This is a genomic window from Anaeromassilibacillus sp. An250 (genome assembly GCF_002159845.1).
Taxonomy (GTDB): domain Bacteria; phylum Bacillota; class Clostridia; order Oscillospirales; family Acutalibacteraceae; genus Anaeromassilibacillus; species Anaeromassilibacillus stercoravium.
The window spans coordinates 1-20,691 of sequence record NZ_NFJK01000008.1 but is presented as its reverse complement, the minus strand read 5'-3'; the positions used below and the strand labels follow the sequence as shown (position 1 = coordinate 20,691).

Genomic DNA, 20,691 nt, shown 5'->3' with positions numbered 1-20,691 from the left:
GTAATCTTTATGTTGGCCCGCACCGGTATCGCCCTCTTTCGAACGCAATACCGGTGCGGATTATGAATAAAACTTATTTATTGACAAAGGGTTCGGGCTTCCGCTTCTCAACAAAAGCCGTCATGCCGTTTTTCTGGTCTTCCGTCTCGAAGCAGCTGCCGAAGAGCTTCTCCTCGATGACAATCGCTTCATCCATGTTGACCTGCAGGCCGTCGTTGATGGCCTTCTTGCAAGCGCGCACCGCGATCGGTGCATTGGCGGAAATCCGCTCTGCCAGCTTCATCGCAGCGGGCATGAGCTCCTCTGCCGGATACACGGCAGAAACCAGGCCCAGGCTGAGCGCCTCCGGCGCCTTGACCTTCGTGCCGGCATAGATCATTTCCTTTGCCTTGCCCACATTGATTGTACGGGCAAGACGCTGCGTGCCACCGAAGCCGGGGGTAATACCCAAGCCGGTCTCCGGCTGGCCGAATACGGCGTTCTCCGCGGCAAGACGGATGTCGCAGCTCAGGGAGAGCTCGCAGCCGCCGCCGAGGGCGAATCCGTTGACCGCTGCGATCACCGGGATCGGCAGCGTCTCGATCTTGCGGAATACATCGTTGCCCTTCTTGCCGAAGGCCTCGCCTTCCGCCTTTGTCAGCGTGCTCATCTCGCCGATGTCCGCGCCGGCAACGAAGGACTTCTGGCCTGCGCCTGTGATGATCAGGCAACGGGTGGAATCCAGATCAATTGCATCCAATGCTGCGTCGAGATCCGCCAAAACCTCGGAATTCAACGCGTTCAAAGCTTTTTCACGGTCGATCGTCAGCACGCCGACGAAGCCGTTCTGCTCATATTTAATATAGCTCATCGTTTAAACGCTCCCTGCTCTTATTTGTAGTTCTTTACGATGGAGGCAACGCCCATGCCGCCGCCGACGCACAGCGTCGCGAGGCCGTAGTTGGAACCTCTCTTCTTCATCTCATGCAGCAGGGTAACCAGGATACGGCAGCCGGAAGCGCCGACCGGATGGCCCAGAGCAATTGCACCGCCGTTGACGTTGACCTTGGACATATCAAAGTTGAGGTCCTTCGCAACCGCCAGGGACTGCGCCGCAAACGCTTCGTTTGCCTCGATCAGGTCCATATCCTCAACCGTGAGGTTCGCTCTAGCCATTGCCTTCTTGGTAGCAGCAACCGGGCCAATGCCCATGATGGACGGCTCAACGCCTGCGGAAGCGCCCGTGACCCACTCAGCCATCGGGGTAACGCCCAGCTCTTTGGCCTTCTCTTCGCTCATAACAACGATTGCAGCTGCGCCGTCGTTGATACCGGAAGCATTTGCAGCGGTGACCGTGCCGCCATCGGGCTTGAATGCCGGACGGAGCTTTGCGATGCTCTCAGCGGTAACGCCGGCACGCGGGCCCTCGTCCTTTGCGAACATAACAGTCTCCTTCTTCATCTTTACCGGAACGGGAACAATCTCATCATCAAAACGGCCTTCTGCCTGTGCCTTTTCGCACTTCTGCTGGCTGCAAGCAGCGAACTCGTCCTGCATCTCACGGGTCAGGCCATACTTCTCAGCAACATTCTCAGCGGTGATGCCCATGTGGTAGCCGTTGAATGCATCCCAAAGTGCATCGTTGACCATAGTATCGATCATGGTAGCATTGTTCATGCGATAGCCAAAGCGAGCTTTGGTCAGCGCATACGGAGCGGAGGACATGTTCTCCATACCACCAGCGACCACGATATCCGCTTCGCCAGCCTCGATCATCGCAGCAGCCATGTTCACGCATTTCAGACCGGAACCGCAGACGTTGTTCAGCGTCAAAGCCGGAACTTCGATCGGGATACCTGCATTAACAGCAGCCTGGCGCGCAACGTTCTGGCCCTGGGCAGCCTGCAGAACGCAACCCATCAGAACTTCATCCACCTGGTCAGGCGCAACATTTGCTCTCTTGAGAGCTTCTTTGATCACGATGGAGCCAAGCGTGGCAGCCGGAACGTTTGCCAAAGCGCCGCCCATCTTGCCGATTGCAGTACGTACAGCACCTGCTAACACGATTTTCTTAGACATGATTTTGTTCCTCCATTTCATAATTCACTAACCCGCTCCAACCAAATGTTTCACGGGTCAATCTTCTAATGAATCATTGCATGTTAAATATATCACAATCAATCCGAATATGCAAGGGATTCTATTGCGATTTCGAAGAAAAAAATCATTCTTGTTACAAATTCGCCACTTTCTGTATTTCTTCCGCCCAGCTTCGTTCAAATTGCCGAAACTACCGCTACAAACCGCATTGTGAAGCATTTTCTGCATGTGTATAACGATTTTGTAAAAGATAAAAGACGCCCATGCTTTGCCCTGAATCCCTTTCAGAAAGGAGGCTTTACTTTTGGAAGACGCCTTGTATGATTTTTTGAAGGAAAACCGAGAAGTACAACGCTTTTTCATGTCCCTCCCCGAACCGCTGCAAAACGCCATGTCCGGCAGTATTCCGGCCACACCGTATACAAAGCCCTATGTGTCCTATATGAACTTATTATTAGAACCTGAAAATGAAACTTCTTCCCTTTAGGATTGCAAAAAATCCCATTTTGGTTTATAATAAGGCGTAAATTTTGCACGTTCAGCTGCGGTATCTCTCTTTATTCCAACTTCCGCGCTGTCATTTGAGAAAGGATGAACCAAGCATGGCTTTGAGCAACCTGATTTTACCGAAAGATTACACATCGAAGCTCGATATTATAGAGACCGAAATCGCAATCAAGCTCGCGAAGGATACCTTCGAGCGCGAGCTAGCCTCCGCCCTCTCCCTCACACGTGTATCCGCCCCCTTGTTCGTACAGCCGGAGACCGGCCTCAACGACGACCTCAACGGAGTGGAGCGGCCAGTGCAATTCGATGTGGCAGACATCCATGCCGACGTTCAAATTGTCCATTCCCTTGCCAAATGGAAGCGCATGGCGCTCGCCCGCTACGGGTTCCGCGCCGATACCGGCCTCTATACGGATATGAATGCCATCCGCCGGGATGAAGAGCTCGACAATCTCCACTCCGTCTATGTGGACCAATGGGACTGGGAGCGCGTCATCACTGCGGAAGAGCGCACCATGGAGACGCTTCAAAGCGCTGTCCATGCCATTATGGGGGTCCTGCATAAAACTCAAGCGGTCCTGACGGAGCGGTTCCCGGTTCTCGATTCCTATATTCCTGAGGAAATCACTTTTGTCTCCAGCCAGGAACTGGAAGACCGTTATCCGGACCTGACGCCGAAGCAGCGTGAGGACGCCGCCGCCAAGGAATACGGCGCGGTCTTTATCTCCCAGATCGGCGGCGCACTGAAATCCGGAAAGCCGCACGACGGCCGCGCCCCGGACTACGATGATTGGTCCCTGAACGGGGACATCATCATCTGGTATCCCATCCTGAACCGTGCGCTGGAACTCTCCTCCATGGGAATCCGCGTCGATGCGGAGGCGCTGCGCAAACAGCTTGCTGCGGCAGGCTGCGAAGAACGCGCACAGCTGCCGTTCCACAGCATGCTGTTGGAGGGCCGCTTGCCGCTCACCATGGGCGGCGGTATTGGGCAATCCCGCATTTGCATGGCGTTGCTGGAGAAGGCACACATCGGCGAGGTCCAGGCTTCTGTCTGGCCGGACAGCATGCGCAATGCCTGTGAAGGTTATGGAATCCATCTTCTTTAAAAGCCAATCAAAAAAGAACCTTATAAAAAAGGAGCGGTTGTACCGCTCCTTTTTTGCGTTCTATTCCGTTTTCTCCAATTCCTCTGCAGGACTTTTCTTGGGGACTTTCTTGGCGGGCCGCTCACCTGGCCTCGCTGCACGGGTCGGCGGCACGGTGGTTGCAATCCGTTTGAAGATGCAGGAAGCAAACGGTGCCAACGTGATGTCCAAGCAGTATTTGCCGCCCCGCATCTGGGCGCGAAGTTCGCCTTCATTCGTCTTGCCCTTCCCGCCAAACGGCAGTGCATCGGTATTCAGCATCTCCGCATAGACGCCATAATGATCGACCATCAGCGGGTAATGCATGTGCATGCGGTTCGAAAAATTGATGGCAATGTACAGTTCTTCTTTCGCCAGGTCGCTACGTTTATAGGCAAACACGCACCGGCTCGCATCGTTGACATCCAGCCACTGGAAACTCTGTGCATTGTAATCCTCCTGATAGAGGGCGCTCTCCTCCAAATAGAGATGCTGCAACACCCGGAAATAGTTCCAAAATGCGTCGTGCGCGGGATAGGTCAGAAGATTCCAGCCGAGTTCCTTCTTCTCATCCCATTCTTTAAACTCCGCCAGCTCATTGCCCATAAAATTGAGCTTTTTCCCCGGATGGGTAAACATATAGAGATAGAGGGTGCGGAGCTGATGGAATTTCTCCTCGTAATTTCCTGCAATTTTATCGATGATGGTCTTTTTCCCATGCACCACTTCATCGTGGGAGAACGGCAATAGATAGATGTCGTTGTAAAAATAGCTCATAGAGAAGCTGATTTTTGTATGCACGCCCGGGCGCTGTGCGGGGGGTACCGATAGATAATCGAGTGTATCGTTCATCCAGCCGAGATCCCATTTGTAGTCAAAGCCCAAGCCGCCATATTCTACCGGCGCCGTCACCTTCAAATAATTCGAAGAGTCCTCTGCAATGAGCATAACATTTGGATGGCGCTTTTGAATGGCATAATTGCACGTCTTCAAGAACCAAATGCCGCTTTCGTTTACTGCGTCATTGGTATTGCCGTTGCGGTAAATCAAATTTGCAACAGCGTCATATCGCACCCCGTCAAAATGATAATACGTCAGCCAAAAATCCACCGCCGACCGCAAAAAACTGATGACATGTGGCTTTGAGAAGTCAAACAGCACCGTTCCCCACTCGCTGTAGCGCTGATCCTCATACTCGCTCTCATAGACAAATCCGCCGTCAAATTGGTGCAGCGCATAAAAATCGGAGACAAAATGGGTCGGGACAAAATCCATAATCACGCCAATCCCCTGCTCGTGGCAGCGGTTCACAAAATGCATCAGCTGTTTCGGGTTCCCATACCGGCTTGTCGCGCTGAAATAGCCGGTCACCTGGTATCCCCAGGAACCGTCAAACGGATGCTCCGTCAAAGGCAACAATTCGATGTGGGTGTATCCCATCTCTTTTACATAGGGGATCAGCAATTCCGCCAGCTCATCGTACTGATAGAAGCGTTCGTCCTCCGGCCGGTCCTTAATCTTCCAGGAACCCGCATGTGCTTCGTAGATACTCAGCGGCCGGTTATAATTCTTGTTGCGGGTGCGCATCCAATTTCCATCCGTCCAGGGAAAATCGTTCAGGTTGTAGACATAGGAGGCTGTGTTTGGCCGCAGCTCGCTGTAAAAGGCAAACGGGTCCGCCCGGTCATAGGCTTCCCCTGAAGCAGTAAAGATCCGGTATTTATACATGTCCATCTCCTGGATGCCCTGCACAAAGATCGTCCAAACGCCGGAGGGCAACCGCTCCATATCGTAGCCTGTCCACCCGTTAAACGACCCGATCAACATGACCCGCGAGGCATTCGGCGCATAGACCGTAAACCGTGCGCCATCCTGGTCGTATTCATGGCTAAAATGCGCGCCAAATTCCTGATAGCCGTCCAGGGACGCCCCCTGCAAATATGCGTCAATCCTGTTGATATCCATCCGCTCTTCTCCTCTCTCAGGGGATTCGCAAATTCCCCTTTGCAAGTTTCAATCTATTGTGTCCCTAATATATCATATTCCACAAAAAAAATCTATATCCCATTTGTTTTTTCAACAAGTAATTGATAAAAGATGAAGCAAGGCGAATAATTTCTCCCCGGCCCTTGTTGCTGGTAGCCCCGTGGCGAACGCCAGGGAGCCAACCTATGATGGCAGAAACCAGCCGCAATATCACCGACAATTTCTCCTTGCTAGACGCAGCTTTTATCCTCATGGATTGATTATCGACACCCCATGGGACGGATAGAATCTCCCTTTTAATTAGCTTGAACTAACAAGGAGCGTCGCTTGCTTTCCTGGAAAAAGCACCATGATTGTTTGAATCATATCTGCTGTACGGCAAGCGTCCCACAATGATCTTGATCAAAAAGGAGGAGCAATCTGCGCCTTTCGTTTTTCCTCGCAAACCAACGAATGTTTTTCCATAGATAGAAACGTAAAATCCGCCGCATACCCACAAAATGTCAAAGTATGTTGGCAAAATCAAGCGGGGAATGCTCGCAAATTTTTGTCATTTCAGGTTTATTTCAGTCTGATCCTGTATTCTATTGTAAAAAGCAGGTTAAATCTCCCCATCGGGTAAAAAGAAAGGGAACCCCGCCACAGATGTGAAAGGGTTCCAGAAAGGAGCGTTGCCAAATGCAATTCCGGCACGAATGGAAGCATCTCATCAATTATGGAGACCATATCGAACTGAAACAACGCCTGTGTGCGGTCCTCTCCCCCGACCCCCACGCAGAGCCCAACGGAACATATTCTGTCCGCAGCTTGTATTTTGACAACGTCTGTGATAAGGTGCTGCGGGAAAAGTTGAACGGGGTAAACAACCGGGAAAAATTTCGCATTCGCTATTACAAGGACGATCCATCGTTTCTGCGCTTGGAAAAAAAGCAGAAAACCGGCGGCCTATGCAGCAAGCTGACCGCGCAACTCACCCAAGCAGAAGCGCAGTCCATTGTGGAGGGGAAGTGGGCATGGATGAAGGATGCGGCCGGCCGGCCTCTCTTAGCGGAATTATACCAAAAGATGCTCTATCAAGGACTGCGCCCTAGGACTATCGTGGAATACCTCCGCGAACCCTTCCTCTATCCGGCCGGAAATGTGCGCATCACGTTGGACCATCACCTGCGCACAGGAATCCGCTGCGTTGATTTTCTGAATCCCGAGTGTCCTCTGGTTTCCACAGGAGATCCCTCTGTCATTCTGGAGGTGAAATGGGACGAATTCCTCCCCACACTGGTGCAGGATCTCGTCCAAATTCCAAACCGGCGCGTGACAGCCTTTTCAAAATACGCCGCCTGCCGTCTTTATGGTTAAGATTGATTTTATTTTAAAGGAGGATATTGCAATGACATTTTCCGATATTTTTAAATCCAGTTTTCTTGAAAACGTGACCAGTGTCTCTCTTTTTGATATGGCAATTGCCTTGCTCCTTGCATTTGGGCTTGGCATCTTCATCTTCCTGGTTTATAAGAAGACCTACAACGGCGTCATGTACTCCGCGGGCTTCGGGGTGACTTTGATTGCATTGACCATGATTACCACTTTGGTGATCTTGGCGGTCACGAGCAATGTGGTGCTTTCCCTGGGCATGGTCGGCGCGCTGTCCATCGTCCGCTTCCGCACTGCCATCAAGGAGCCGTTGGACATCGCCTTCCTGTTCTGGGCCATCGCGGTCGGCATCGTATTGGCCGCCGGTATGATTCCCCTGGCCGTGATCGGAAGCGTATGGATTGGCCTGGTGCTGCTGATCTTTGTCAACCGTAAGCCGCACACCAATCCATACATTGCTGTTGTAAACTGTTCCGACCATGCAGCCGAACAGCGGGCCGCCGCATATCTCAAAACGCAGACGCAGCGCATGGTTATCAAGGGAAAGACGGCTCAGAAAAACGCCATAGAGGTCAATTTTGAGGTGCGTCTCAAGGACGACAACACCGATTTTATCAATGTCCTTTCTGAAATGGAAGGAGTCCAAAGCGCCGTGCTGGTCAGTTACAACGGAGACTATATGGGATAGGGGTGGAACTATGACAAAGCATCCATATACCGATGTGGTGTGCTGGGTCCTCGTTGCGCTCACGTTGCTGGCGGCCGTTGTCTTTGTAAATGCGGATCAATTGGGAATCACGATCAGCCGGACAGAGATGCCCTATGTGGAGAAGCTGTTCGACACCAATATGGTGCATAGCATCGATATTGTCGTAGACGAGGATGACTGGCAAAACCTTCTGGACAATGCCCAGGAAAAGGAATACATCACATGCAGCATTGTAATCGATGGAACCGCGCTCAATAATGTCGGGATTCGCACCAAGGGAAATTCCTCTCTCAGCCAGGTCACTACGGACCGGTATAGCTTTAAGGTCGAATTTGACCACTACGACGCCCAAAACTACTATGGCCTGGACAAACTCTGCCTAAACAACCTCATCCAGGACAACACCTACCTAAAAGACTATATCTGTTATGATATGTTCCGCTCCATAGGCGTCGCCGCGCCGCTGTGCAGCTACACAACGCTGACCGTAAACGGGACATACTTCGGCTTCTATATGGCCGTCGAAGGGATTGAAGAGGCATTTGCGGAACGCAATTTCGGCTCTGATTACGGCCTGCTCTACAAGCCCGACAGCATGAACGGGCAGGGCGGCGGTATGAGCGGTTCCGACGCTACCAAGCTTCTTTATCTGGGCGACGACTATGACAGCTATTCCCATATTTTTGACAATGCTACTTTTTCCATCACCGATGCCGATAAGGACCGGCTCATCGCCTCCATAAAACAACTAAACGAAGGAGCAAGTCTGGAGGAAGTCCTGGACATCGACGCCGTGATCCGATACTTTGTCGTCCACAATTTTGTGCTCAATGGGGATAGCTACACCGGGAATATGATCCACAACTACTATCTCTACGAGGATGACGGCGTCCTCTCCATGATCCCTTGGGACTACAATTTGGCGTTTGGAGGATTCTCTTCCGGTGGCGGCGCAACCTCCCTGGTCAACTATCCCATCGACGACCCGCTTCTGAGCGGACAGATGGAGGATCGCCCCATGCTTTCCTGGATTTTTGAAGAGGATACGTATCTTGAGCGCTACCATTAGCCTTCCAGCGCAAAGGTGTCCGTCACATCCCCACTACCAAGGGCTTCTTCCCAGCCTGCCAGGTCATTGATATGGCCCAAACGGGTATAACTCCAAGAATTGGAGCCATAAAACAACACTATTTGATTTCCCTGATACAGCACAATGTCCCCAGCTTGCGTAGTAGTCTGCTGATTGCTGGTAGGGAGGCTCGTTCCTAGCGGCCCCACTTTTTCAAAACCCGAATAGTCGCTCATTGCGATGGTAACAGGCCCCTGCTCCATCATTTCTATCAGAGCATCAACTGCTGTATTTTCCTCCAAAGTGGCGGTAAAGGTGCTCTCCCCGATCTGTACATACATCTGCATGCCGCTGTTTTCCTCCTCGTTGGTTTCATTTCCTACTGCTTCGGATTCCTGCGCTAAACTGGAAGGAGAAGCCCTGTCCAACTCGGGCCCGGCAGATTCTTGCTCCGATCCGGATACTCCCAGCACCGCAGACACTGCGGTTTCCGAGGATGTTTCCACTGGAGTGGAAGGGAGGTCTTCCAGACCGCTTGCTGCTTGTTCATTATTCCCACAACCTGCAAGCAACAGTGCCAAGGAAAAAACGGTAATAAACAGTAAGGATATCGCTTTCCTCATCATATTCACCACTCTCTTATACAGAAAATTTATAGAAATAGCTTAATAAAAACACTGATTCCAAAGGCACAAAGGATACCTCCAAAAATACGGTTCATCGTATGCAGTTGGAATTTGGCTGCTCTTCTTTTGACAAATTGTGTGAAAGTTGAAAGAGCCCCCCACCAAAAATAGGTCCCTAGGAACACACCCGCCACCAGTAGGATGCCGTTTATCCAGCCAGCTATTTCCGAAATTCCGAAGTAAGAAAACGCAAATAGAAAAGTCAAAATAGCCGCCGGATTGGTAATACCAATCGCGAAGGAAGTGAGGAACAATTTGCCCCCTTCCAAAGGTTCCTCCTGGGGGAGTTCTTTCTGTGGACAGAGCATCGTTTTTAGCCCCATGGCCAAGATCAGCACTCCGCCCAAAGCGGTAATAATCCCCTGGAAACGGAGCAGAAAGTCTGAGATAAGAGTCAGCCCAAAGGCCCCAATACAGGCATAGGCACAATCTGCCACAGAGGAACCGAAGCCTGTCAAAAGGCCGGCTTTCACTCCTGAGCTCCAGGTCCTTTGGACGGTTAGGGCGCCAACTGCTCCAAATGGAAGTCCAAATAAAAGGCCAATCAAAATTCCCCGCAGCAAATATTCCATACCATACCTCCTCTATGCAGAAAAGGGAGACTATGAGGCCTCCCTTTCCTTTCCATTACGCACAGGCACAGATGCCGCCAGCCCCCGGCTTTTGCACCTGAACTGTCCCTTTTGCTTCTTCAAGATCCCGGATAATTTCGCCTACCTCTGGCACAGTGATATGACCGGACAAAGGATTTTTTATGCTGAGAACTGGCGTTGTAATCGTAGCTTCCACCTCGCTGCGTTCAAAGGCCAGATCACAGCCGATCATTTCGCAATGAATGAGCTTCAATCCTTTGCAATAACACAGAGGCTGTGTACCGATGATTTTGCAATTTTCAAAGGTAACATTCTCGCAATACCAAGCCAAATACTCTCCTTTCACAATACTGTTGCGGACGGTGACATTTTTTGCATGCCAGAAAGCGTCCTTGGTATCGAAGATGCAATTTTCAAAAATAGAATTTTCGATATATTGGAAGGAGTATTTGCCCTTCATTCGTACATTTGTAAAGTGTAGGCCTGTAGAACGCATCATAAAATATTCGCTCTCGGCGGTGCAGTCTTTCATTTCCATATTGTGGACGGACCAGCCAAATTCCGGGGAATTTACATCGCATCCTGTCATTATTACATCGGCGCACTCCCGCAGGGCTTTGATGCCATGAAGTTTGGTGTTCCTAATGGAAATATGGTCGGAATACCACAGCGCTGCCCTGCAATGTTCCGTCATCTCTGAATCCCGGATCGTAAGGTTATGGTCATGCCAAAATGGATAGCGCAGATTAAAGAAGCCATGGGCCACTTCTACATTTTTGCACTCTTTAAAAGCACTTTCCCCATCAGCAGGGCCATCAAAGGAGCAGTCTTTCACCAGAATATCGTTGCTGCCATACAGGGCACGTTCTTCATCAAAAGTCTGATTTTGAATGGTTCTCATAGGATAACCTCCTAAAAATCTTATTGTTTTTTTTGCAATCGATAAACTAAATAGTCTAAACAGTCTATCTTTTTTTCTTCCCTGTGAAGCCGGTCTAACAGGCTTTTTCTATGGCCAGAGAGAAGGAGCAATTGTTTTTCTTCTTCGCCTTTGTCCCGAAGTTCCATAAATTGTTGTACCATTTCATCACTGCAACCGGCGTCTTCCAAATTTTGTTTCAAACTGTACTGGTATGGATTATCGGAGGAGTTCTCTTTTTCCTTACGCATTTTAACCACCATTGCTGATCACAACGATCTGATTTCCCCATCCTTCCAAAACGGGGTTATTCTCTACGGCATCCACAAACTCTTCTGTGGGATCAAATGTACCAATCCGCGTGTACTCTTCGTCGATGACAGCATCATGATAATAGAGCACTATACGGTTAGGGTCAGAGTAAAACACATCGCCCGCATGGGCCTGGGTTACTGGTTCACTATTGTCAGGGATCTCATACCGGCTGGGAATATCGTAATATTCCATAACGTCGGATTCATCATAGCTATATACTGGAAGCCGCCAATCAGAAGTGCCAACATAACCAGCGATGGCCGCAGCTGTGGAATTATCCTCCAAATGCATCACAAAGTGCTCCCCTTGATCACCAAACTGAACCGTCAATTCTGTGACATCCGAGCTTGGCGGATTCTCGTTCTCCTCACTGGATACATTATTCGCCTGAGATGAAGAAACGCGATTGTCCCCTGTGGATGAATCCGCATTGGATGAACCGGAGGAACTGTTGCATCCGGCCATCGCCATGCTGAGTACCAGCAGCAGACTTATTACAGCCACAAACTGTTTTTTCATACTGTTTCAGCTCCTTATTCTATTGAAATTTAAACATTCTACTGTTTATAGAAACGCTCCATTACAAACCTGCAATACCTGCCCTTTCACATGGCAACCCATCTTGCTAGCCAAATACAGGCAGGCATAGGCCTGATCCATAGGGTCGCATTCTGGACCAGGGAAGTAAACAAAATGGCCGCTATACTTGAGCATTTCCGCCCCGCCAGGTTGCTCCCCTGCTTTATTTGTCAAGTGTGCCGGAGTCACTGTAGCGCCTGGTGCCACCGCATTGCAACGGATATTGGTATCAATAAGGCGGATTGCCACGTTCTTGGTCAGTGTGTTCAAGGCTCCTTTGGTGGAGGTGTAAGCAGCCCCACAGAAGGGGCGAGTGCCATTGACGGAGGATACATTGATGATGACCCCATCGTTTTTAGGTAGGAAAATCTTCAACGCTTCGCGGATGTATCGGATAGGGCCGCCCAAATTGGTATTCATCACGTACATCATCCAGTCATCGTCGGTTTCGTCGATGATCTTCTGTTCCCCAATCCCGGCATTATTGATAAGGATGTCTACATCCCCAAATTCTTTGAGGGCAGTCTCAAATACCCGCTTGGTATCCTCGGTGGAACAGACATCGGCCACTATTCCAACCGCCTTTCCGCCCCTTTCGCGAATACCTTCTACAACAGCATCCAGCTTTTCTTTCCCACGGGCGGTGATAACTACCGCCGCACCTTCTTCTGCAAATAGTTCTGCCATCGTCCGGCCCATCCCATAGCTTGCACCAGTAATAATGGCGACTTTATCTTTAAGCATCTGTTGTTCCATAAAAAAGCCTCTTTTCTTTGTTGCGTTTCCCTTTCTATCTATAGTGTAACGTTCGGAAAGAGAAATATCAAATACTTATGTTTTATCGATTTCCATAATAAAATGGAATGGAAACGCCTTCATTCCTCCATCAAAGAAGTGAGAGGCGTTCTCCGAATCCTTCCCGCTGCGAGATAAGCAAACAGAAGGAACCATATAACCACAACTGCCCCCGGCAGCAATATAGTAAAGATTCCTGGACGAGAAGAAAAATTACTGATCCCCTCCAGACGCATGAGCACTGCCACCAACGGGTCGGTAAGAAAAGCACTGAAGATGGTTCCCAAAAAGCTGCCCAGCAGGGCAATCATTCCAAAACGCAAGGCAAAAGAGCGTCGAAGCTGCACGGTAGAGAATCCCAATGCACGGTAAATGCATAAATCTTTTTTCTCAGCCCGCAGGAGCTTTTCAGTGGTCAAAAGCGTGACAATCAACACGAAAAGGGTCACCATGGCGTATAGGAAAATCATCAAAAGCTGCATAGCCGTAAGGATTCCTGCAAGTCCTGGCCAGGAATTTTCATGCAGGTATACATCCCCGCCATAAGTGTCTTGAAGGGCCTGCATGATTGTCGGCTGGAGGGAGGGATCTTCCAGGAAATAATGGGTACACCACATAGTGGGAGATTCCTCTCCAATCAGGTCATATCCAGCCCGGTTCATACCGATATTGGCTCCCATATCGTTGGCACACTGGTAAATGCCGCTGACCACATACTCCCTGCTGTCCAAGCCGCCTGTAATGGTAACCGTATCCCCTACAGAGACGCCTAAATCTGCGGCTACAAATTCTGTGAGCGTTACTTCATTTACCTGCCGGCAGGTTTGCCCTGAAAGCAGATGGAACCGTTCTGCATCTGTGATAACATTCGCTGTTACATCCACACCGTTTATAGAAACGCTGGGCATCCCTAGCATGTAGGAATCTGTAATAGCTGTATAGCTGGCAATGGTCTGTTCAATCTCTTCCATCCCGGTTTCCCCCATAGGTTGGACAGCAATGTGCAGATCAGCCGGGTTAAATGCATCCATCAATCCCTCGCCATTCGGCCCCAGCCAAGCATCCACCCGGCCGGTAAGAGAGGCGAAAAAGGCCAACAACAATGCCACCAGGCACGCCCCAATATACCGGCGCTTACCGCTGGAAAGCTGTCGGAGGGCAAGCCAGAAAGGAAGCCCTTCTTTTTGAATGAGGAAAGCCGCCTTTTTGCTTTTTTGGGCTTCCTTCCAAGTCCCCCGGATAGCGCTGACAGGGGAAATCCGGCTGATCCGCCTGGTGTAGAGCCAAACGAAACCCATCAGCAGAAAAAGGACCGCTGCCAAAGCCGCTAAGCAGCCCCTATGGGCAGTGAGGAAGGAAGCAATAGGCCCGTAGTTGTCACCGTCATCTGGGAAGTAAGCCGAGTTGCCGGGAGCGAGAGCAGCATCCCCGCCACCATACCGCATAAGGCTGTAATAAGGTACTGCAAAAGCTGTATTCCTCGCAGCTTCCCACTGGTGGCCCCCAAGGTTTTGAGGACCCCCATATTGGTATAGTCCTGTTCGATAGTACTGCCAATGCTGTGGGAAAGCACCGCCATAGATGCCAAAAGCAAGATCGCTACAAAGGCAAGCAGCAGGCTGGCGAACACATTCTGTAGTGTCAGCATAAAACCGGAAATGGCTTCACGGCTGTGGGTGAATTCTACATAGCCTTGCAAGCTTGTTTTTTCATTGAGGACTGCATTAAACTGCGAAGCTGCCAAATCGCTTCCCTCTGACTGGAAAATATGCAGCATAAACCCTTCACGCGCCAGGCCGTCCGCGCCAGCATCACGAATCATCCCTGCGATCTCTTCATGGTCCTGCCTACAGATGAGAAAGCCTTTCATCCCGATCATCGAGCTACCCATAAAGGGGTCTTCAAAAAAGCCAGCGACCGTGAAAGCCATATCTCCCCCGCTGCGGGCAATAGGAAAGGTAATCGTATCCCTGACCTGGATGTCAAACATGGATGCCATGGAGGCAGGGACATATATTTCCCCCGGTGCGATTCCCATGGGGGCATCGCTATAATTGGACAAGCTATCCATGAAAAATTTATATGGATACTGCACCGGGTCATAAGTGATCAGCTGCCCTTCACTATCTGACTCCTGGGTCCCTATTTCATATTCAGAGAAGATAAGGGATTGTACCCCTACGGAATCCACCTCATCTAAGGCAGAAATTTCGTCCACCAAAGGGGCGGCATCCGGGAGCCCAGATACCCAAGCCGTCAAATTGCCGTAACCCAGACGGCTCATTTCGCTGTTTACATAGCGGCTGGAATTTAGGGCTACTGCCAGGACGGTTCCTAAAGATAAGGAAACCAAAAGGATCAAAATGAACACGCCCAGCACAGTTCCCCGGTGGGATTTGAGATTCGCTTTCAGTAATGTTCTGATTTCCATCTCCCATCCCTCCTTACCAGGAAAGCGAGCGCAGCCATGTGCTGACTGTTTCTTCCCGTTCTTTGGCTATTTGTGCATCAAAGGGCGGCAAGGGCATTTCATCCAGGATTTTTCCATCTTCCAGATAGAGGATGCGATCTCCCCGGATAGCCGCTTTCACATCATGGGTCACCATAAGGATACTTTGCCCTTCCCGATTTAAGGAAGTAAGCAGCTCCATGACTTCTTCGCTATTTCTCCGGTTAAGCGCACCAGTGGGTTCGTCCGCAAACAGCAATCCCGGCCGGTTAACCATCGCTCTGGCAATGGCCGCCCTCTGGGACTCGCCTCCGGAAGCTTGGGCGGGCAGGCGGTCTTTGGCACTTTCTACATGCATCCGAGCTAGTAGGGATTCTGCCTGCTCCCTTACCTCTTTGTCAGTCTTTCCTTTCTCCAGGTATCCGGCTACCGCTACATTTTCAAACAAGGTCAGGTTACTCACCAAATATGTCTGTTGAAACACAAAGCCAAATTCCCTGGCCCGCAATGAGGCCATCCTTTTTTCCGAAAGGGTTCCCAGTTCCTGATCCCGGTACAGCACTTTTCCGCTGCTAAGCGTATCCATGCCACTAAGAGCATAGAGGAGGGTGGATTTGCCGGCCCCAGACGGTCCCATAATGATGGTAAAATCTCCCTGATAGATTTCTATGCTAATCCGGTTGAGTATCGGTTCCTGCCTATCGGGATAAGTTTTTACGATTTCCTTTGCTGTGAGCAACGCTTCTTTCATACGGCCTCCTCCATTTCCGTTTGGATGGTTGAGACAATCAGGGACTTTTTCCCCGTTTCAGGATTGGGCAGGATCGCGTCTACAAACCGCACATAGAATTGTACATACCCGAGATGTTTCCCTTGCAAGATTCCCTTCATCTGCCGGAGGATTTCCGCTTCAATAGCAGGCTTTCGCTCTTCGAAAGCGGCCTCCGCGAGCATTTCAAACGCATCCGGTGCTGTTTGTCGAAATTGATAATCAAGCAAACCCTCGATACAGAATCCTTCTACTGCTAGGGGATGCAAGAAATCCCGACGCCCAGCGGTATCTTCGAACCACAGCAGATCTTCATTTCTCCCCAGTAGAATTTCAGCACGGCTAAACGGGCTGCCCGGCATGGGCTCTTTAAGCACTAGATGATCTGAAAGCCGGTAGCGGATAAGCGGCTGCGCAAAATTATAAAGGCTTGTAAGGTACATAACGCCATTTTCCACTTCAATAATATTCAGGTCATCAAACAGCAGCATACCATCTTCCGTCCCGGTCTCTACGCCAAGGGCCAGGGATTCACTGGCCCCATAGATATTGATGACGGGGCATTTAAAGCTTCTTTCAAGGAATTTCCGCAAGCCGCTGCCTAAAGGTTCCCCACAGGAGATAACCCGTTTGATTTGCACCTGTACCTTTCCATCCTCTACGAATTCCGCCAAAATCTTAATAGCGGACGGATAGCCGATGATTATATTCGGCTGAAATTTATGTACGCTATCGATCCAATCATCCAAGGGGGTCTTGATATCCAGATACATCTGTTTTGCCCCCACGCCGTCAATGCCATCCCCTACCGCCATAGCCCCTCCATAACGTCCATCTGTGGCAGCTATGTAAATAATCCGGGGCCTTCCCGCCAACAATTTTAGGATCTGTAGGATGGTCATATTCCACAAGGCGCCTCGGATAATACCAAGCAACATCGTATGCCAAGCAGCTTCATCATAAATAAAATATCCGGGTTTTCCTGTACTGCCCGAAGAATGAACTACATGGTATTTCCCTAAATAGGGGCGGCGGTCCGCCGTGTTTTCTGCATCAAATTTCCGCAGTTGCTCTTGGTTCAGCCCCGGTATCGTGATGAGCTCCTCAAAATGCTCCATCAAAATGGTTTTGTCTATAGTGGGGAACGCGGATAGGGGCAGCCTGTCCAGCTGTTTTTCTGTGATGCCTGCCTCTTCAAAGGTGTGCCGGTAAAAAGCGGAACGTTCCCAAACAAAATGGAGCAATGCCCGGAGTTTTTGATTTTGCAGCTCCCTCATTTGTGTTTCTGACAAACGGGTATTTTTCATAAAGGCAAACAAATCCCTCAGTGTTTTCAGATAGTCCATATTCATTGCTCCTTTTTATCAAGCTTCCAACCGGAACGTGTAGTTTTGGCTGTAGTTTTCCCGATGATAATACCGGGCTTCCCCGTCAGACAAGTTCATGACGATGCTCCATTCGGTGGATTCAAATTCACCGAAATTATCCTTGCTCACGCTGTCTAAGGCATCCCGAACGTCTTCCATCCCCATCCGAGGGGTTTCTTCCAACTGATCCAGCAGGATATCATACCTTTCATGGGATTGTTGGGTTCCAATGCCTTGTTTCTCCCCTTCCGCTAGATAAAAATTTGTCAGCACCGGCGTCTCTGTAACGGCCATTTCTTGATTCACATACTCTACCGCCACGCTTCGGCCCGCAGAATCTGCTATCGCGAAATGGATCATCATCCCCATAGAACCATGCAGGTCATATTGCTCTAGTAGTTCCAATGCTTCATCCACACTTCCGGCATGGTCTAATAACAAGCGGATCGCCGTTGTGGTGGTAATGTCCGGCTTGTCCGTATCCTGCTCAATGGTGGAACGATCTTGAATCATATTCACCGAAACTGCCAAGCCAGCTTCATTCATCCCGTCCAGCGGAGCATACAAGGCGGCAAGTGTTTTGACCGCATCCATATTTAGGGCCATACCTACCATGCCACCTCCTACATTTTGGGTGATAAAATCCATGTTCACGGTAGAAAGGGATGCATACCCATTTTCAGGATGGGATTCCACAACCATAGCTGCACAGTTTTCCCAATCAAAATTGCGGCCAAACAAGGCGTTGCCTTCTGGGCTTTGCACGGCAATGGTACTGCATCCAAAAAGCCCTCCTAGCAAGTCCCCCAAATTCAAATCAGAAAGCAGGTTGCTGGCAAGATATTCTATTACTTCTCCATCGGAAGAAGCTCCGCCTTGGGCAAGGAAGCCATCAAAACCATAATCCCCATTGTATCGGACAGTCGAAAAGCCATCCTCCAACTCAACAATCTCCGAAGTAGGAGAGACCAGATTTAATTCTTCTGTATCCGATATGATTTGTGCTGTGCTACTGTTTTCCGAATCTTTCATGGGATCTTCTGACCTCCCTGAACATCCTGTCAAAAGGATTGCTATGCTGAGGAAGAAGGAAACGCAGAAAATCCAGCTTTTTGGGGTATAACTGCTATTCATCTGAAATGCCTCCTTTTCAAATTCATTTCTACAACTCAAGTATACGGAGCTTTTAATTATATATCAAATATTTATTCTTTATTATTTTTCATAATTAATTTTTATATTATTTAGCGTTATACTTTTGTATAGGAGGCGATTTACATGGAATTTCGTTTATTGGAATACTTTTTAGCTGTAGCAAGGGAACAGAATATTACCGCAGCAGCAGAATCCCTGCACATCTCACAACCAGCTTTATCCACTCAGCTCAAAGCAATGGAGATGGAATTGGGAAAGCAATTGCTTATCCGCGGCGTAAAGGGTTCCCGGAAAGTCGTATTGACGGAAGAAGGAATGATCCTTCGCAAACGGGCCGAAGAAATGCTTTCACTGATGCGGCGTACAGAAGAAGAAATCATCCGCTCTGGTGAAACCATTGTGGGGGATGTATATATTGGCACAGGTGAAACAGATGTCATGCGCCTGCTCGCCCAAGCTGCAAAAAAGCTACAAGAAACGCACCCGGATATTCATTATCACATTACCAGCGGCAATGCAGAACATGTGCTCGAATATCTGGATAAGGGGCTGATTGACTTTGGGCTATTGTTCAGCCAAGTTGATTCACAGAAATATGAGGCCATTCCGGTCCCTGTAAAGGATACATGGGGCGTACTGATGCGCAAGGATTCTCCTTTGGCACAAAAAGAAAGCATTTCCCCAGAGGATTTGTGGGACAAGCCTTTGATTACTTCCCATCAAAAAGGCGATGATACCTATTTAGGCGGTTGGCTAAAACGGGAGGCCTCCAAATTGAACATTGTAGCCACCTATAACCTGGTATTCAACGCTTCCCTTTTGGTCGATGAAGGATTAGGATATGCTATCTGCTACGACAAGCTTATCAATACGCATGGCAGCAATCTTTGCTTCCGGCCATTTTCTCCCCGGTTAGAAGCGCATGGTTTTATTGTCTGGAAAAAATATCAGGTGTTCTCCAAAGCGGCAGGAACATTTTTGCAGTGCCTTCGGGAGATGTTGGAAACAGACCAATAAATATTCTATATCCCCTGCGGTAAACAAAACGCCATATAGTTCTATAGGCCGCTTATTTCCTGCATGCGCCTTTCCCTACCCAGCAGTATGTGAATCGATTGGCCTTTGTTGCGATGCCCCTATAAAAACAGGCATGAAAAAGCCGCTTACTCTATACAAAGAATAAGCGGCAACTCCCGAAACGAGTTGTCAAGGACTTTTTAATCAAATTCACAAAAAAGCTACAAAAAAAGTGCCAGAAGCACTCTCATGCTCCTGACACTCAGGCGGGTGGGGTTACTTTTCCCCGGCAAGGATTTTTTCACAAACGGTCTGGTATTCCGGCAACCGTTCAAGGAAGGGCTGCCAGCGCCGCTTTATCTCGGCCAATTCCAGAGGGTCGGCGGTCTGTTCGGTGTGGTCGTTGCCGGTCATCTGCAACACATCCATCGACACTTCGGAAAACAGTATCCGGGCAAGCTGCTCGGCGGTATAGACGATTACATTCTCCGCAATATACCGTTTCTCCGCGCCGATTTTTAGCAGCAGATAGCCCAGCTTGTCAGACCAGAACCATTCCAGATACGGGCTTTCCCGGATGTAGTCGGCAAACACCGCGTAAACCCTCTCAATCTCTTTCTTTTCCGTTTCTTCGTACAGCATTTTCATGTCCTCCTTGGCTAAAAGTTTTGGTGTGTACCATCATCAGTTTAACACAAGGCGGCTGGCTTTATCAGCCGGTCACATCTGCTGTATCTCGTTTTTGAGCATACGCTTGATTTTGTCGCTCATGGTTTCAGTGCTGGTATTGCTGAAATGGACGCGCACCTTGTAGGTGGTCTTGCCGATTTTCTTTACCAGCGCGGGGGCGTCCTCCGGCGCTCTGGCCGGGGTGGTGTCTACGGTCTGCATGGTACGGGTTTCTTCGCTCATGGCGCTCCTTTCTCCGGGCGGGGCTGCGCCGTCCGGCAAAACAATTATTCGCTCTTACGGTTTACAATATCTTTCGCCGCCTGCTTGGTGGCCCCGGCATTTTCCTCCCGGAAGTTCTTCCCGGCAAAGAGGATCGGGGCGCACCGTTCCAGGATACGGTCATAGATACGGGCGTGGGCCAGGTCGGGCGGGTTCTTGAGTTCGGCCAGCTTCAGGTTGGTGGTGATTATCATGGGCCTGCGGCTGCGGTAGCGGCTGTCAATGACGAAAAACATCTGCTCCATCGC

The 20,691-nt window shown here is 49.7% G+C and carries 21 protein-coding genes and 1 pseudogene; 5 read left to right on the top strand and 17 right to left on the bottom strand.

Annotated elements, in window-relative coordinates; translation table 11 throughout:
- Nucleotides 1–73 precede the first annotated feature (73 nt).
- Nucleotides 74–850, bottom strand: a complete 777-nt coding sequence (locus B5F54_RS08470) for an enoyl-CoA hydratase-related protein (protein ID WP_087233145.1) — start codon at nt 848–850, stop codon at nt 74–76.
- Nucleotides 851–870: 20 nt separating this feature from the next.
- The gene (locus B5F54_RS08465) at nt 871–2,058 is read right to left on the bottom strand and encodes an acetyl-CoA C-acetyltransferase (protein ID WP_087233142.1); all 1,188 of its coding nucleotides are present in this window, start codon (nt 2,056–2,058) and stop codon (nt 871–873) included.
- A 623-nt stretch (nt 2,059–2,681) separates the two neighbouring features.
- Between B5F54_RS08465 and asnA the strand changes: the two genes are divergently transcribed.
- Entirely contained in the window at nt 2,682–3,695 is a 1,014-nt protein-coding gene (gene asnA, locus B5F54_RS08455) for an aspartate--ammonia ligase (protein WP_087233136.1), read from the top strand.
- 60 nt (nt 3,696–3,755) lie between these two features.
- On the opposite strand, the gene glgB is transcribed toward asnA, so the two are convergent.
- Nucleotides 3,756–5,678, bottom strand: a complete 1,923-nt coding sequence (glgB, locus tag B5F54_RS08450) for a 1,4-alpha-glucan branching protein GlgB (protein WP_087233133.1) — start codon at nt 5,676–5,678, stop codon at nt 3,756–3,758.
- 699 nt (nt 5,679–6,377) lie between these two features.
- On the opposite strand from glgB, the gene B5F54_RS08445 reads away from it, so the two are divergent.
- From B5F54_RS08445 to B5F54_RS08435, 3 genes are read left to right on the top strand one after another with little or no spacing between them, the layout of a single operon-like run.
- Nucleotides 6,378–7,055, top strand: coding sequence for a polyphosphate polymerase domain-containing protein (locus tag B5F54_RS08445; protein WP_087233130.1), 678 nt, complete (start codon nt 6,378–6,380; stop codon nt 7,053–7,055).
- A gap of 31 nt (nt 7,056–7,086) precedes the next feature.
- Complete coding sequence (locus B5F54_RS08440; RefSeq protein WP_087233127.1) at nt 7,087–7,758, top strand: DUF4956 domain-containing protein; 672 nt, start codon at nt 7,087–7,089, stop codon at nt 7,756–7,758.
- A 10-nt stretch (nt 7,759–7,768) separates the two neighbouring features.
- The gene (locus B5F54_RS08435) at nt 7,769–8,848 is read left to right on the top strand and encodes a CotH kinase family protein (protein WP_087233124.1); all 1,080 of its coding nucleotides are present in this window, start codon (nt 7,769–7,771) and stop codon (nt 8,846–8,848) included.
- Here B5F54_RS08435 and B5F54_RS08430 read toward each other — a convergent pair.
- From B5F54_RS08430 to B5F54_RS08385, 11 genes are all read right to left on the bottom strand, one after another.
- Nucleotides 8,845–9,474 (bottom strand): cyclophilin-like fold protein, encoded by a 630-nt coding sequence (locus B5F54_RS08430; protein WP_242969669.1) that lies wholly within the window; start codon nt 9,472–9,474, stop codon nt 8,845–8,847. The genes B5F54_RS08435 and B5F54_RS08430 overlap by 4 nt on opposite strands.
- A gap of 26 nt (nt 9,475–9,500) precedes the next feature.
- Nucleotides 9,501–10,106, bottom strand: a complete 606-nt coding sequence (locus B5F54_RS08425) for a LysE family translocator (protein ID WP_087233121.1) — start codon at nt 10,104–10,106, stop codon at nt 9,501–9,503.
- Between the two features lie 55 nt (nt 10,107–10,161).
- Nucleotides 10,162–11,028 carry a DUF3737 family protein gene (locus B5F54_RS08420; RefSeq protein ID WP_087233118.1) on the bottom strand — a complete coding sequence of 289 codons (867 nt, stop codon included), beginning with the start codon at nt 11,026–11,028 and terminating at the stop codon, nt 10,162–10,164.
- 20 nt (nt 11,029–11,048) lie between these two features.
- Nucleotides 11,049–11,297: a hypothetical protein gene (locus B5F54_RS08415; protein WP_087233461.1), complete on the bottom strand. Its 249-nt coding sequence runs from the start codon at nt 11,295–11,297 to the stop codon at nt 11,049–11,051.
- Between the two features lies 1 nt (nt 11,298).
- Nucleotides 11,299–11,880 (bottom strand): cyclophilin-like fold protein, encoded by a 582-nt coding sequence (locus B5F54_RS08410; protein ID WP_087233115.1) that lies wholly within the window; start codon nt 11,878–11,880, stop codon nt 11,299–11,301.
- A gap of 45 nt (nt 11,881–11,925) precedes the next feature.
- Nucleotides 11,926–12,696: an SDR family NAD(P)-dependent oxidoreductase gene (locus B5F54_RS08405; RefSeq protein WP_087233112.1), complete on the bottom strand. Its 771-nt coding sequence runs from the start codon at nt 12,694–12,696 to the stop codon at nt 11,926–11,928.
- Nucleotides 12,697–12,815: 119 nt separating this feature from the next.
- Nucleotides 12,816–14,057: an ABC transporter permease gene (locus tag B5F54_RS18090; protein WP_242969668.1), complete on the bottom strand. Its 1,242-nt coding sequence runs from the start codon at nt 14,055–14,057 to the stop codon at nt 12,816–12,818.
- Between the two features lie 5 nt (nt 14,058–14,062).
- Nucleotides 14,063–15,166 (bottom strand): FtsX-like permease family protein, encoded by a 1,104-nt coding sequence (locus tag B5F54_RS18085; protein WP_242969667.1) that lies wholly within the window; start codon nt 15,164–15,166, stop codon nt 14,063–14,065.
- Between the two features lie 13 nt (nt 15,167–15,179).
- Nucleotides 15,180–15,935 carry an ABC transporter ATP-binding protein gene (locus B5F54_RS08395; RefSeq protein ID WP_087233109.1) on the bottom strand — a complete coding sequence of 252 codons (756 nt, stop codon included), beginning with the start codon at nt 15,933–15,935 and terminating at the stop codon, nt 15,180–15,182.
- The gene (locus B5F54_RS08390; protein WP_087233105.1) at nt 15,932–17,299 is read right to left on the bottom strand and encodes a phenylacetate--CoA ligase family protein; all 1,368 of its coding nucleotides are present in this window, start codon (nt 17,297–17,299) and stop codon (nt 15,932–15,934) included. The genes B5F54_RS08395 and B5F54_RS08390 overlap by 4 nt, the downstream gene beginning before the upstream one ends.
- Before the next feature lie 18 nt (nt 17,300–17,317).
- Entirely contained in the window at nt 17,318–18,454 is a 1,137-nt protein-coding gene (locus B5F54_RS08385; protein WP_087233102.1) for a linear amide C-N hydrolase, read from the bottom strand.
- 144 nt (nt 18,455–18,598) lie between these two features.
- Between B5F54_RS08385 and B5F54_RS08380 the strand changes: the two genes are divergently transcribed.
- Nucleotides 18,599–19,492, top strand: coding sequence for a LysR family transcriptional regulator (locus B5F54_RS08380; protein ID WP_087233099.1), 894 nt, complete (start codon nt 18,599–18,601; stop codon nt 19,490–19,492).
- A 276-nt stretch (nt 19,493–19,768) separates the two neighbouring features.
- Here B5F54_RS08380 and B5F54_RS08375 read toward each other — a convergent pair whose 3' ends face one another.
- The 3 genes and pseudogenes from B5F54_RS08375 to B5F54_RS08365 form a co-directional block, all read right to left on the bottom strand.
- Nucleotides 19,769–20,134 (bottom strand): hypothetical protein, encoded by a 366-nt coding sequence (locus B5F54_RS08375; RefSeq protein ID WP_087233096.1) that lies wholly within the window; start codon nt 20,132–20,134, stop codon nt 19,769–19,771.
- 78 nt (nt 20,135–20,212) lie between these two features.
- A complete protein-coding gene (locus tag B5F54_RS08370) occupies nt 20,213–20,383 on the bottom strand; it encodes a transposon-encoded TnpW family protein (protein WP_442856115.1) in 171 nt (56 codons plus the stop codon).
- 65 nt (nt 20,384–20,448) lie between these two features.
- Nucleotides 20,449–20,691: pseudogene (locus B5F54_RS08365) on the bottom strand (ATP-binding protein); the annotation flags it as partial.